The sequence below is a fragment of the Streptomyces sp. ISL-12 genome (genome assembly GCF_018614415.1).
GTDB lineage: Bacteria > Actinomycetota > Actinomycetes > Streptomycetales > Streptomycetaceae > Streptomyces.
On record NZ_JAGGOO010000022.1, the window covers coordinates 1 to 12,403 of the forward strand.

Consider the following 12,403-nt stretch of genomic DNA (forward strand, 5'->3'; position numbering starts at 1 on the left):
ACGTGAGTGGGGGCGCCCGGAGAGATTCCGGGCGCCCCCACTCACGTGTACGCGTGTACGCGGAGCGCGTGTCTAGCGCGGGCCCTTCGGCATCCGCATCCCCTTGGGCATCGGGCCCTTGGGCAGCGGCATGTTGCTCATCAGGTCGCCCAGGGCGCGCAGCCGGTCGTTGGTCACGGTGACCTGCGGACCGGTCAGGACGCGCGGCAGCTTGAGCATGGTCGTGCGCAGCTTCTTCAGCGGCACCTGGCCCTCGCCGTCGCCCACGATCAGGTCGTGCACGGGGACGTCGGCGACGATCCGGTTCATCTTCCGCTTCTCGGCGGCGAGCAGGGACTTCACCCGGTTCGGGTTGCCCTCCGCCACCAGCACGATGCCGGCCTTGCCGACCGCGCGGTGCACCACGTCCTGGTTGCGGTTCATCGCCACCGCCGGAGTCGTCGTCCAGCCCCGGCCGACGTTGTCCAGTACCGCCGCGGCGGCGCCCGGCTGGCCCTCCATCTGCCCGAAGGCCGCCCGCTCGGCCCGGCGCCCGAACACGATCGCCGTCGCGAGGAAGGCGAGCAGCAGGCCCAGGATGCCGAGATAGATGGGGTGACCGATCAGGAAACCGATCGCGAGGAAGACACCGAAGACGATGATTCCGACAGCCGCGAGTACAAGACCGATCTTCTTGTCGGCCCTGCGGGTCATCTTGTAGGTCAGAGCGATCTGCTTCAGTCGCCCGGGGTTCGCGGCGTCCGCCGCGTTGTCCTTCCTCGCCATGCACCGAAGTCTACGTGTCCCCGACGGCGCCGACGAAGGCAGTGTCCGCGGGGAGCCCCGCGGCGGGTGTCAGAGGCGGACGGAGGCGCTCTGGCCGGCCTGGGCGGCCTGGCCGAGGACGCGCTCGGCCTCGACGCGGTCCTTGGCGCGGCGGCGGTCCTCCAGGACGGACGTCCAGGCGTTGCGGCGGGCGGTGCGCTGGCCACCGCTCATCAGCAGCGACTCGACGGCGCGCAGGGCACTGGTGAACGACGGGATGGCGGTGGCGCGGACGGGCGCGGCCTGCATCTGGAGGTCCCCCCTCGGGACGGCGGTGGATGGCGGTGCGGGGTGTTGGGCAAGGCTGTACGTGGCGTGAGTCCAGCGTCACTGATTGGTGTTACCAGGGCGTGACCCGCCGGTCAAACACCCATGAAGCCCCGGAGTCGGGGTGCGAAACCCCGGCGCGGCCCCGACCGTGGCCCTCATCTGCGAGGACGGCCGGGACCGCGTCGTACCGGCCATTACCGGCGAGTAGGTTCTTGTGCGCGAATTCACACAGCCTGGGCGGCGACGAACGCGCCCCCCCGCTGCGGAGCAGCCGAATGACGCTGCTCGACGGCCATCTGGTACAGCCGCCCGGCCCGGTACGAGGAGCGCACCAGCGGGCCCGACATGACGCCGGAGAAGCCGATCTGCTCGGCCTCCTCCTTCAGCTCCACGAACTCGTGCGGCTTGACCCAGCGCTCCACGGGGTGGTGGCGCACGGAGGGCCGCAGGTACTGCGTGATGGTCACCAGCTCGCAGCCCGCCTCGTGCAGCTGCTTCAGCGCCTCGCTGACCTCCTCGCGGGTCTCGCCCATGCCGAGGATCAGGTTGGACTTGGTCACCAGGCCGAAGTCGCGGGCCTCGGTGATGACCTTGAGGGAGCGCTCGTAGCGGAAGCCGGGGCGGATGCGCTTGAAGATGCGCGGGACCGTCTCGACGTTGTGCGCGAAGACCTCGGGGCGGGAGGCGAAGACCTCGGCGAGCTGCTCCGGGACCGCGTTGAAGTCGGGGGCCAGCAGCTCGACCTTGGTGCGGCCCTCGGCGCGCTCGGCGGTCTGCTGGTGGATCTGGCGCACGGTCTCGGCGTACAGCCAGGCGCCGCCGTCTTCCAGGTCGTCGCGGGCGACGCCGGTGATGGTGGCGTAGTTCAGGTCCATGGTGACCACGGACTCGCCGACGCGGCGGGGCTCGTCGCGGTCGAGCGCCTCGGGCTTGCCGGTGTCGATCTGGCAGAAGTCGCAGCGCCGGGTGCACTGGTCGCCGCCGATGAGGAAGGTCGCCTCGCGGTCCTCCCAGCACTCGTAGATGTTGGGACAGCCGGCTTCCTGGCAGACGGTGTGCAGGCCCTCGCCCTTCACCAGGTTCTGCATCTTGGTGTACTCGGGACCCATTTTCGCCCGGGTCTTGATCCACTCGGGCTTGCGCTCGATGGGGGTCTGGCTGTTGCGGACCTCCAGGCGCAGCATCTTGCGTCCGTCGGGTGCGACTGCGGACACGACCGGCTCCCTAGCGTTTGATTCTTCGGCGTCTTCAGGGTACGCCCGTGTTTTCGAAAGCCCGCCTCCTGTCTCAGGCGGCCGGTGTCTTCTCGATCACGCGCGGCTTGAGTTCCGCGTTCTCCAGTACGTCCCTCAGGTGCCGCTCCACGACCGGCAGCACCTCCTCGATCGTGACGTCCCGGCCCAGCTCGTTCGCCAGGGAGGCGACGCCGGCGTCCCGGATGCCGCACGGGATGATCTTGTCGAACCACTTGTTGTCGGGCTGCACGTTGAGCGCGAAGCCGTGCATGGTGACACCCTTGGCGACCCGGATGCCGATCGCGGCGATCTTCCGGTCCTCTCGCCGCTGCCCGGCGTTGGAGGGCGCGTACTCCGGGCCGTTGAGCCGGGGGTCGAACTCCTCGTCGGTGAGCCGGGGGTCGAAGTCGAGGGAGAGCCCTCCCCCAGCCTCCGGCCGGGGGGACCCCCAGGCCGGGCGCCGCTCCACCGGGTCGCCGAGGACCCAGACCCCGCTGCGGCCCTCGACCCGGGTGGTCTCCAGGCCGAACTCCGCGCAGGTGCGGATCAGGGCCTCCTCCAGCCGCCGTACGTGCGCGACGACGTCCACCGGGCGCGGGAGCTTCTGGATCGGGTAGCCCACCAGCTGGCCGGGGCCGTGCCAGGTGATCTTGCCGCCGCGGTCCACGTCGATGACCGGGGTGCCGTCGAGGGGGCGCTCGTTGTCCGCCGTGCGCCGGCCGGCCGTGTAGACCGGCGGGTGCTCAAGGAGCAGCACGGTGTCCGGGACCTCGTCGGCGAACCGCGCCGCGTGCACCCGGCGCTGCTCGTCCCACGCCTCCTGGTACTCGACCGCCTCCGCACCGAACCCCATACGGACGAACCGCAACCCACTCACGGCAAGCGCCTCCCTGGACGTAGTAAGGCACGACTGGTGCCCACGCCACTGTACGTCCGCCCCTTGGGGAGCCGACGGGGGACCGGAGCCGTCAGCCGGACGGCCGATCCTCACACGATCGGATGAAGAGATGAGGAAGTGTGCGATGAGGTGCTTACTCTCCGCTACATTCGCGCCGTTCACGAGGCCATAAGGGCTGCTCACAGGCAATCCGGGCACTTCGCACGCCCCGGAAGGCAGGAGACCGCACCGCACCATGACGGAACGACCCGCGCAGCGCACCCCCAACCGCCAGCTCGCCGCGCTCATCGCCGAAGCCGGCTTCTCCAACGCGGGTCTCGCGCGTCGCGTCGACCAGCTCGGCCTCGAACACGGACTGGACCTCAGATACGACAAGACGTCCGTCACCCGATGGCTGCGCGGCCAGCAGCCCCGAGGCACCACCCCCGCACTGATCGCCGAGGTCTTCACCCGGCGTCTCGGCCGCCGGCTCACCGCCCAGGACCTCGGCCTGGACGCCTGTGCCCCCGTCTACGCGGGCCTGGAGTTCGCCGCGACCCCCGAGGAGGCCGTCGACATCGTCAGCGGCCTGTGGCGCAAGGACTCCGGCAGCCACGCCGAACTCCGCAAGATCGCGTTCACCCCGGCGGGCCTCGTCGTGCCCAGCCGGGACTGGCTGATCGGCCGCGCCGACGACAAGGTGGCCCGCGCCGAACCGCCGGTCCGCATCCCCGCCCAGGGCCGCCCGGCGGTCCCCGGCATCCCGGCCCAGCTGGAGGCCGGGGGGCGGCGGCGCTCCCCGGTCGACCGCGGCCCCGGACTGCGGGTCGGCGCCGGCGACCTCGCCGCGCTGCGCTCGGTGGGCGAACTCTTCCGCAGCCTGGACGACCGCTACGGCGGCGGCCACGCCCGGCAGGCCCTGGTCCGCTACCTCGAACACGAACTGGAGCCGATGCTGCGCGGCAGCTACGGCGAGCAGACCGGCCGCCGCCTGTTCGCCGCCGCCGCCGACCTCACCCGGCTCGCCGGCTGGACCTCGTACGACATCGCCGCGCACGGGCTCGCGCAGCGCTACTTCGTGCAGGCCCTGCGGCTCGCGCAGGCGGCCGGGGACCGGCCGTACGGGTCCTACGTGCTGGCCACCATGAGCCGGCAGGCCGTCTACCTCGGGCACGGGCGCGAGGCGGTGCAGCTCGCCCGCGTCGCCCAGCAGGGCGTCGGCAGCACCGCGCCGCCCGTGGTGCAGGCGCTGCTGCACGTCTGCGAGGCGCGCGGGTACGGGGTGCTCGGCGAGGTGCGGGCCTGCACCGCGGCCCTGGTGCGGGCCGAACGGGCCATGGAGGCCGCCCGGCCCGGCGACGAGGTGCCGCACTGGGCGCGGTTCTTCGACGAGGCGCAGCTCGCCGACGAACTGGCCCACTGCCACCGGGACCTCCAGCAGTTCCGGGTCGCCGCGCAGCAGGCGGAGCGGTCCCTGCAACTGCGGCCCGGGGCCCAGGCCCGCAGCCGGCTGTTCTGCCGGGTGGTCCTGGCCACCGCCCGGCTGGGCCTCGGCGAGCTGGACGCGGCGTGCCACTTGGGGGCCGAGGCGGCCGGGCAGGCGGCGGAGATGCGGTCGGCGCGGGCGGTGGAGTACGTGCGGGAGTTCGAGCGGAGGCTGGAGCCGTACCGTGATGCGGCGCCGGTCCGGGGGTATCGGGACAAGGTCGCCGCGCTCGGCTAGGAGTGCCGGGTGCGGCTCCGTCGCGGCTGGTCGCGCGGTCAGCGGTGTTCACGCCGCTCGACTGGTCGGGCCGGGGTCCGCCCGGTGCAGGGAGCCCCCCGTGCCCAGGTCCGTCAGGACGGCTGTCGCCGCGCGGTGGGCCGAGCGGAGGGCGCCCTGGACGGTGCCCGCGTCGCGGTGGTCGCCGCAGACGTACAGGCCCGCCAGCAGGCGCACCGGGCGGCGCGGGTCGTGCGGCGGGCGCATGGCCGGCACCGCCTCGGGCGTGTGGTGCACCGCCAGGGTCTCCCAGCGCGCGGTCGAGGTGCCGTAGAGGCGGGACAGGTGGGCGCGTACGGCGGTGTCGACGTCGGGCGGGGGCGGGCCGAGGACGGTGGACGACACCAGGGCGCGGCCGGCCGGGGCGCGGGACGGGTCCACCTCGCTGACCACGGCCGTGTGGGCGACCGGGCCGCCCCGGTCGGCGTCGAGCAGCAGGGCCGAGCCGGTCGCCGGGGGCTCGTCGGTGGTGTGGTGCACCACCGTCACCGGGTGGAAGTCCGGGACCCGCAGCCCGGGCAGCAGCTCGGCGGCGGCCCGGGCGTCGGTGGCCAGCAGCACCGCACGGCAGCGCAGGACGCCGTGCGCGGCGGTGGTCACCGCGTTGGTGGCGATCGAGGTGACCCGTACGCCGGTGCGCACGGTGCCCGGCGGCAGTGCCCCGGCCAGCAGGGCCGGCAGGGTCTCGGCGCCGCCCTCCGGCAGCCCCAGCCGCCCGGTCGCGAAGGCGCGCAGCGCCAGGTCGGCGCACCGGCTGGAGGTGGTCAGCTCCGGGTCGCACAGCAGCGCGGCGAGCAGCGGACGCAGGAAGCCGTCGATGGTGCGGGCGGGCAGCCCGCGGACGGCGAGCGCCTGCCGCGCGGGCAGCTCCGGGCGGGCCAGCAGCCGTTCGACCGGCGTGGTCGCGAGCCGGGTGAGCGCGGCGGTCAGCCGGGCCTGGTCGACGGCGGTGCCCAGCGGGGACCCGGCCCGCACCCGGCGGGCCACCGCCTGCCGCCCGGCCGCCCGGGGGAAGGCCCCGGCCCGGCCGGCTCCCGGCACCGGCCCACGCGCCCCCGGCACCGGCCGCGGAGCGCTCGCCAGGGCGCGTACGGCGTGCAATGCGCCCCGTGCGCCCCCGGAGCCGTAGGGGGCGCTCACGCGGTGGTGCAGACCTTCGCTGTGGACCAGGGCCCCCGGTGCGAAGGGCCGCAGCACGAGCCCGTCCAGGCCGGGGACGAGCCTCAGTTCGGGACAGGACGTCGACAGCGACTGCCCGATCCGGTCGAGCCGGAAGCCGTCGACCTTCTCGGTCGCCATCCGGCCGCCCGTCACGGGGGCCGCCTCCAGGACCACGGTCGACACTCCCTGGCTGGTCAGCCGGTGTGCCGCCGCGAGTCCGGCGACCCCGGCCCCCACGACGACGACGTCCGCCTGGTACGCGGGCTCAAGCACGTGCCCCTCCTCGCGATCGCGCGGCCACTGGAGGCGGCTGGCCCCCAACTGGCTTTCGGAATACCCGAGTTCAGATCGAGACTAGGGCCGCGTCCGGTCGGTGACAGTCGCACGGAGACAGGGCACGGTCGCACGCAGGTCGCACGCGGCCGGGTCCGCCCGGCCCGGGCCGTCGCCCGGCGCGCCGCCGCGGCGGGTCACAGGGCCGCGCGGATCGCCCCCTCGATCTCCGGGAACGCGAACCGGAAGCCCGACTCCAGCAGCCGCCCCGGCACCACCCGCGCGCTGCCCAGCACGTCCCCGGCCATCTCGCCGAGCACCGTCCGCAGCACCGGAGCGGGGACCGCGAAGAGAGCGGGCCGGCGCAGGACCCGGCTCATCGCCTCGGTGATCTCCCGGTTGGTGCGCGGCCGCGGGGCGGTCAGGTTGAACGGGCCGGACAGGTCCTCGCGGGCCAGCAGATGGCGGATCGCGGCCACCTCGTCGTGCAGCGCGATGAACGACCAGTACTGCCGCCCGTCGCCCAGGCGTCCGCCGAGCCCCGCCTTGAACAGCGGGAACAGCCGCCCCCACGCCCCGCCGCCGCGCGCGACGACCAGCCCGGTACGGGTGAACACCGTCCGTACGCCGGCCTCCCGGGCGGGCGCGGCGGCGGCCTCCCACTCGACGCACACGCCGGGCAGGAATCCCTCGCCCGCGGGGGCGCTCTCGTCGACCGCCCGCTCCCCGGTCTCCCCGTAGAGACCGATCGCGCTGCCGTTCACGAAGACCCCCGGCGGCCGGTCCAGGGAGGCGACGGCGCGGGCCAGCGCCGCCGTGCCGTGGACCCGGCTGTTTCGGATCCGCGCCTTGTACGCCGCCGTCCAGCGCCGGTCTCCGACACCGGCCCCGGCCAGGTTGACCACGGCGTCGCAGCCGGCCAGCCCGGCCGTGTCCACCCGGCCCCGCTCGGGGTCCCAGCGGACCTCGCCCGGCCCCCGGGGCGCGTGCCGCACCAGGCGCACCACCTCGTGCCCGTCCGCCGTCAGGGACCGCGCCAGCGCGCTGCCGATCAGACCGGACGCGCCGGCCACCGCGATGCGGGAAGGTTCCATGAGGAACATCCTGCCGCCACCGGCGCATCAATGCCTCGGGGGCCGCCGCCGTCGCGCCGTAAAGTGACCGCCATGCCCGACGAAGCACCGCACATACGATCCGCCCGGCCCGACGACGAAGAGGCGCTGGGCCTGCTCGACCGGGAGACCTGGTCCCCGCTGCACGCGGTCTCGCCCCGCCCGGAACCGGACGCCCCCTTCTTCGAGGACCACGCGGGCCCCGACGCCCACCTCGTCGCCGAACTCGGCGGCCGCGTCGTCGGCTACCTCCGCCTCGGGCGCCCCACCCCTCTCGCCTCCAACCGGCACGTCCGGGCCGTCCACGGCCTCGCCGTCGCCGAGGCGGCCCGCGGCCACGGCATCGGCCGCCTCCTGCTGCGCGCCGCCGCCGAGGAGGCCCGCCGCCAGGGCGCCCGCCGCCTCACCCTGCGCGTCCTCGGCCCCAACACGCCCGCCCGGAAGCTCTACGAGTCCGAGGGCTTCGCCGTCGAAGGGGTGCTGCCCGAGGAGTTCCACCTGGACGGCGCGTACGTCGACGACGTGCTGATGGGCAAGTCCCTGCTCTGACGGCGCTGCTCCGACGGCCCTGCTCCGGTCTCCGGGGACCGTGCTACGACGTCACCGGCGCCCCCGTGTCCACGGCCGCCGTGGCCGTCGCCGCGCGCCGCGCCTCGCCGGACACCTCGGCCGCCGTCAGCACGTACCCGGTGGCGGCGTCGGAGGTGGAGCGGGCGAAGACCACGCCGTACACCCGGCCCTCGGTGGTCAGCAGCGGCCCGCCGGAGTTGCCCGGGCGGACCGTGGAGCGTATGGAGTAGATCTCCCGGGTGACCTCGGCGTCGCTGTAGATGTTCTGGCCCGTGGCCCGCACGCGGCCCGCCACCGTCGCCGCCCGCAGGTCCAGCGCGCCGTCCTGCGGGTACCCGGCGACCACCGCCGCGTCACCGCGCCCGGCCTCGTCGTCGAACCGCAGGGCGGGCGCGTCCAGCTCCGGCACGTACAGCACCGCCACGTCCTTGTCGGGGTCGAACAGCACCACCCGCGCCTCGTACGTCCGTCCGACCCCGCCCACCCGCACGCCCGGGGCGTCCATGCCGGCCACCACATGGGCGTTGGTCATCACATGCCGGTCGGCGTACACGAAGCCGCTGCCCTCACGGCCCTGGGCGCCGGCCACGCCCTCGATCTTCACCGTGCTCAGCTTGGCGGCGTTGGTGGCCGCCGCCGTGACGCTGTCCCCGGAGGGCTCGGCGACCTGGGCGGTCGACTCGTTCTCGAAGGGGTTGAAGACCTGCGGGAACCCCGCCTCGGTCAGCGCCGAGGTGGCCCGCGAGAACCACGCCGGGGTGGTCTCCGGCATCGCCCGCTGCACCGCGCCCAGCACCGCCGAGTCCCGGATCGCCGAGGTGAGCAGCGGCGTCGGCGACGCGGCCAGCACGCTCGCCGCCACCCACGCCACGATCAGCGCCGCCACCGAGTTGGCCACCGCCCCGCCCACCCCGTCGGCGACCCTGAGCGGCCCGGCGTCCAGCTCCCGCCGCAGCCTGAGCGCGAGCCGCCCCGCCAGCTCGTGCCCCACCGCCGCCGGGACCAGCACCGTCAGCACGGCGGTCACCGTCGCCGTCGTCGTCCCCGGCGTCACCAGCTCCATCACCCACGGCAGGATCCACACGCCGACGACCGCACCGCCGACGAACCCGGCGAGCGAGACACAGCCCGCCACCAGCCCGCGCCGGTACCCGGAGACCGCGTACGCCAGCACCACCAGCGCCAGCACGATGTCGAGCAGATCCACACGAGCCGCCTTTCTCTCGGACCCTGGCACCCCTCGGTACGTGCCGGAAGGGCCCGGCGATCAGCCGGTGCCGCACCCGCGGCCGGTAACCGGCCACACGTGCGGCTACCCGGGGAAACGCCGCGGACCGGGACGATGGTTCCACCGGGTGGCACAACGCACGTCGCGGGCGGGTCACGACGGACGGACAGTGGATGACATGCGTGTGCTGCGAGGGCTCCGGGAGGCCGCGAGACGGCGCGCGGGACGCATCCCGCTCCGCATTCCGGTCCGTGTCCCGCTTCGCGTTCCACGCAGCGTCCCGGTCCCCGTCCTGCTGCTCGGCTGTCTGCCCGTCCTCGCCGCCGCCGTCGGGCTGACACTGTTCCTGACCGGCACGGACCGGCCGGCCGGCCCGCACGCCCGCGCCACCACCCGGCCGGAGAGCCGGTACTCCGCACCCCGGCCGCAGATCGTCCCCCGCTCGTCCTGGCTGGGCGACGCCGCCCGCCGGCAGCCGCCCCCGCGCTACGACGACCAGGTCGTCGCCGTCTTCGTCCACCACACCGACAGCCCCAACGGCTACGACTGCGCCGACACGCCCCGCATCCTGCGCGACATCTACACCGGCCAGACCGGCGCCCGGGAATGGGACGACCTCGGCTACAACTTCGTCGTCGACCGCTGCGGCACCGTCTACGAGGGCCGCGCCGGCGGCGTCGACCGGGCCGTGACCGGCGCCCACACCCAGGGCTTCAACCACCGCACCACCGGCATCGCCGCCCTCGGCACCTACACCGAGGGCGTGCCGGTGCCCCGCGCGCTGACCGACGCGATCGCCGCGCTGGCCGCCTGGAAACTGGGCCCCGCCGGCACCGACCCGCGCGACCGGGTCCGCCTGGTCTCCAGCAACGGCCTCAGCCGGTACGCCGCCGGCACCGCCGCCGCGCTGCCCGCCGTCGCCGGGCACGACGACGGTTACCAGACCAGCTGCCCCGGCGCCGCGCTCACCGCCGAGCTCCCAGAGATCCGGGAACGCGCGGCCCGGCTCCAGGGCCGCCCCACGTCTCACAGGACGGCCACAGCGGCCGCGCAGGCTCCTCAGAGCCCGGCCTCCTACGGTCGGTGACACAAGCCGACCGGAGGTGGGGACCATGAAGAACAGCCAGGACCACAGCACCAGCACCAGCACCTGGGCCGAGGCGCTGCGCCGCCCCTGGACCGCGCTGGCCGCCGCCGCGGCCGTGGTCCTGGGCCCGGCCGCCGTCACCGCCTCCGCCCTGGACCAGGCCAACGCGGCCCCGCAGCACCACGCGACCGCCCTGAAGGCCGAGCAGACCCAGGCGTACATCCCGACGGACACGACCCGCCGCCGCGCGGCCTGAGCGGGACGGCCCACGCCGCGGGCTCCCGGGCCGGGAGCCCGCGCAGGAGCACGTCGAGGAAGAGGTCGAAGCGGGGCTCGGCCGGGCCGAGGCGGGGCGGGGCGGGGCGGGCCCGCGCCCGCCCGTGCGCCCGCCGGACGGGTCCTCAGTCGCCGAACCGCTCCCACAGCCGGGGCAGCCGCTCCGCCAGCGCCCGGTCGTTCTCCAGGTCGATCGGGGTGCCCACCGGTTCGGCGGGTGGCGGGGGGATGTCCAGGTCCGGGGCGACCACGCCGGTGAGCTGCTCGTAGGCCTCGTCGGCCGCGTAGCCGAGGTCCTCGCCGTCGCCGTCGACCTCCTCGTCGAAGTCGTCGAGCAGGTCGGCCAGCGCGTCCGCGTCGTGCACGGCGCCCTCGTAGACCTCCCGGCCCTGGCCGATCAGCCAGCACCGGAAGCAGTCGAACGCGTCGTCGCTCGCGCCGCCGAGCAGGATCCAGGCGGCGCCCCACAGCTCCCAGGTGGAGGCACGCTGGTAGCGGACCTCGAAGTGACGGGCGAAGTCGAGGACCGCCTCCGGGTCCAGCCGGCACAGCCGCTCCACCAGCAGGTCGGCCTGGTCCTCGGGGTCGCCCTCGGCACCCCGGCGAGCGGTGTCGATCAGCTCCCAGAACTCCGTCTCGTCCATCACGCGTCCAGCATCGGCCCTGGCGGACCGGGACGCACGTCCGGGCGGCGGATCGCCGTCCGCCCCTCGGCCCCCTGCCCGTACAGGGCGGCGAGCCGCCGGGCGTCCGCCGCGAACCGCTCGCGCAGCGACTCGGGGGCCAGCACCTCCGCCTCCGGGCCGAGCGCCCCGAGCTGCTCGTGGGCGACCTCCTCCGACTCCACCGGCAGCGTCACCGTGAGCAGTCCCTCCCCGTCCGGCGGCCCGGCGGCGGCCAGGGCCTGCCGGGCGGCCACCGGGTCCACGGCGTACGACAGCCGCCGCGCACCGGCCGGGGAGAGCCGTACCACCACCTCGGTCCGCAGGATCGACCGCGCGAACTGCTCCGCCCGCTCCGCCCAGAACCCGGGCAGATCGAACCCCTCGTCCCGCGCGAACCGCTCGCCGGCCGGATCGGCCGACACGAACCGGTCGATCCGGTAGACCCGGAAGCCCCCGTCGCCCGCCGCGCCCGCCGCGTCCGTCACCCGGGCGCACAGGTACCAGACACCCGCCTTCAGGACGAGCCCGTACGGCTCCAGCTCCCGCTCGACCTCGTCCTCGCCGCGCCGGTAGCGCGCCGTGATCCGGCGGTCGTCCCACACCGCGTCCGCCACCGCCGGCAGCAGCTCGGGCGTGCGCGGCTCGGTGAACCAGTTCGGGGCGTCCAGGTGGAAGCGCTGCGCGGCCGTACGGGAGGCGTCCCGCAGGGCGGGCAGGAGGGCCGCCGAGACCTTCAGACGGGCCGCCGACGCCGCGTCCTCCAGGCCCATCTCGCGCAGCGCCCCCGGCACCCCCGACAGGAACAGCGCCTCGGCCTCGCTCCGGTGCAGCCCCGTCAGCCGGGTGCGGTAGCCGCCGATCAGCCGGTAGCCGCCGGCCCGGCCCCGCTCCGCGTACACCGGCACGCCGGCCTCGGACAGGGCCTGCGCGTCCCGGGTGACCGTCCGCTCGGACACCTCCAGCTCCCGGGCCAGCTCGGCGGCGGTCATCGAGGGCCGGGACTGGAGCAGCAGAACCATCTTGATGAGGCGGGCGGCACGCATGGCCCACATCATGCAGGAGCCCCCGCCGGGATGGCGGGGG

Annotated in this window: 13 protein-coding genes; 4 read left to right on the plus strand and 9 right to left on the minus strand. The window is 74.8% G+C overall.

What is annotated here, in order from left to right; translation table 11 throughout:
- Nucleotides 1–72 precede the first annotated feature (72 nt).
- From J7I94_RS06325 to lipB, 4 genes are all read right to left on the minus strand, one after another.
- On the minus strand, nucleotides 73–765 hold the full coding sequence (locus J7I94_RS06325; RefSeq protein WP_215165777.1) for a DUF4191 domain-containing protein: 693 nt from the start codon (nucleotides 763–765) through the stop codon (nucleotides 73–75).
- Between the two features lie 69 nt (nucleotides 766–834).
- The gene (locus tag J7I94_RS06330; RefSeq protein WP_215165779.1) at nucleotides 835–1,053 is read right to left on the minus strand and encodes a hypothetical protein; all 219 of its coding nucleotides are present in this window, start codon (nucleotides 1,051–1,053) and stop codon (nucleotides 835–837) included.
- Between the two features lie 245 nt (nucleotides 1,054–1,298).
- Complete coding sequence (lipA, locus tag J7I94_RS06335; protein WP_215165781.1) at nucleotides 1,299–2,288, minus strand: lipoyl synthase; 990 nt, start codon at nucleotides 2,286–2,288, stop codon at nucleotides 1,299–1,301.
- 73 nt (nucleotides 2,289–2,361) lie between these two features.
- Entirely contained in the window at nucleotides 2,362–3,186 is an 825-nt protein-coding gene (lipB, locus tag J7I94_RS06340; RefSeq protein ID WP_215165782.1) for a lipoyl(octanoyl) transferase LipB, read from the minus strand.
- A gap of 256 nt (nucleotides 3,187–3,442) precedes the next feature.
- Here lipB and J7I94_RS06345 point away from each other — a divergent pair, with 256 nt between their 5' ends.
- On the plus strand, nucleotides 3,443–4,909 hold the full coding sequence (locus tag J7I94_RS06345; RefSeq protein ID WP_215165783.1) for a regulator: 1,467 nt from the start codon (nucleotides 3,443–3,445) through the stop codon (nucleotides 4,907–4,909).
- Nucleotides 4,910–4,957: 48 nt separating this feature from the next.
- Here J7I94_RS06345 and J7I94_RS06350 read toward each other — a convergent pair whose 3' ends face one another.
- Both J7I94_RS06350 and J7I94_RS06355 read right to left on the minus strand, forming a co-directional pair.
- Nucleotides 4,958–6,382, minus strand: a complete 1,425-nt coding sequence (locus tag J7I94_RS06350; protein WP_215165784.1) for an NAD(P)/FAD-dependent oxidoreductase — start codon at nucleotides 6,380–6,382, stop codon at nucleotides 4,958–4,960.
- 197 nt (nucleotides 6,383–6,579) lie between these two features.
- Nucleotides 6,580–7,476: a TIGR01777 family oxidoreductase gene (locus tag J7I94_RS06355; RefSeq protein ID WP_215165785.1), complete on the minus strand. Its 897-nt coding sequence runs from the start codon at nucleotides 7,474–7,476 to the stop codon at nucleotides 6,580–6,582.
- Between the two features lie 72 nt (nucleotides 7,477–7,548).
- Between J7I94_RS06355 and J7I94_RS06360 the strand changes: the two genes are divergently transcribed.
- The gene (locus tag J7I94_RS06360; protein WP_215165786.1) at nucleotides 7,549–8,043 is read left to right on the plus strand and encodes a GNAT family N-acetyltransferase; all 495 of its coding nucleotides are present in this window, start codon (nucleotides 7,549–7,551) and stop codon (nucleotides 8,041–8,043) included.
- A gap of 43 nt (nucleotides 8,044–8,086) precedes the next feature.
- On the opposite strand, the gene J7I94_RS06365 is transcribed toward J7I94_RS06360, so the two are convergent.
- Nucleotides 8,087–9,271, minus strand: coding sequence for a MarP family serine protease (locus J7I94_RS06365; RefSeq protein WP_215165787.1), 1,185 nt, complete (start codon nucleotides 9,269–9,271; stop codon nucleotides 8,087–8,089).
- A gap of 199 nt (nucleotides 9,272–9,470) precedes the next feature.
- Between J7I94_RS06365 and J7I94_RS06370 the strand changes: the two genes are divergently transcribed.
- Both J7I94_RS06370 and J7I94_RS06375 read left to right on the plus strand, forming a co-directional pair.
- Complete coding sequence (locus J7I94_RS06370; protein WP_374198361.1) at nucleotides 9,471–10,379, plus strand: peptidoglycan recognition protein; 909 nt, start codon at nucleotides 9,471–9,473, stop codon at nucleotides 10,377–10,379.
- A gap of 25 nt (nucleotides 10,380–10,404) precedes the next feature.
- Complete coding sequence (locus tag J7I94_RS06375) at nucleotides 10,405–10,635, plus strand: hypothetical protein (protein ID WP_215165789.1); 231 nt, start codon at nucleotides 10,405–10,407, stop codon at nucleotides 10,633–10,635.
- A gap of 145 nt (nucleotides 10,636–10,780) precedes the next feature.
- On the opposite strand, the gene J7I94_RS06380 is transcribed toward J7I94_RS06375, so the two are convergent.
- Together J7I94_RS06380 and J7I94_RS06385 are read right to left on the minus strand one after the other, a co-directional pair.
- Entirely contained in the window at nucleotides 10,781–11,299 is a 519-nt protein-coding gene (locus J7I94_RS06380) for a DUF4240 domain-containing protein (RefSeq protein ID WP_215165869.1), read from the minus strand.
- Nucleotides 11,299–12,363 (minus strand): YafY family protein, encoded by a 1,065-nt coding sequence (locus tag J7I94_RS06385; protein WP_215165791.1) that lies wholly within the window; start codon nucleotides 12,361–12,363, stop codon nucleotides 11,299–11,301. Before J7I94_RS06385 ends, J7I94_RS06380 begins: the two co-directional genes overlap by 1 nt.
- Nucleotides 12,364–12,403 lie beyond the last annotated feature (40 nt).

Excerpts from the sequence above, each read along its gene's own strand:
- J7I94_RS06385 (WP_215165791.1), bottom strand. The coding sequence starts at position 12,363 with ATGCGTGCCGCCCGCCTCATCAAGATGGTTCTGCTGCTCCAGTCCCGG.
- J7I94_RS06345 (WP_215165783.1), top strand. The coding sequence starts at position 3,443 with ATGACGGAACGACCCGCGCAGCGCACCCCCAACCGCCAGCTCGCCGCG.
- J7I94_RS06370 (WP_374198361.1), top strand. The coding sequence starts at position 9,471 with ATGCGTGTGCTGCGAGGGCTCCGGGAGGCCGCGAGACGGCGCGCGGGA.
- J7I94_RS06330 (WP_215165779.1), bottom strand. The coding sequence starts at position 1,053 with ATGCAGGCCGCGCCCGTCCGCGCCACCGCCATCCCGTCGTTCACCAGT.
- J7I94_RS06325 (WP_215165777.1), bottom strand. The coding sequence starts at position 765 with ATGGCGAGGAAGGACAACGCGGCGGACGCCGCGAACCCCGGGCGACTG.
- J7I94_RS06360 (WP_215165786.1), top strand. The coding sequence starts at position 7,549 with ATGCCCGACGAAGCACCGCACATACGATCCGCCCGGCCCGACGACGAA.
- J7I94_RS06380 (WP_215165869.1), bottom strand. The coding sequence starts at position 11,299 with ATGGACGAGACGGAGTTCTGGGAGCTGATCGACACCGCTCGCCGGGGT.
- J7I94_RS06375 (WP_215165789.1), top strand. The coding sequence starts at position 10,405 with ATGAAGAACAGCCAGGACCACAGCACCAGCACCAGCACCTGGGCCGAG.
- J7I94_RS06355 (WP_215165785.1), bottom strand. The coding sequence starts at position 7,476 with ATGGAACCTTCCCGCATCGCGGTGGCCGGCGCGTCCGGTCTGATCGGC.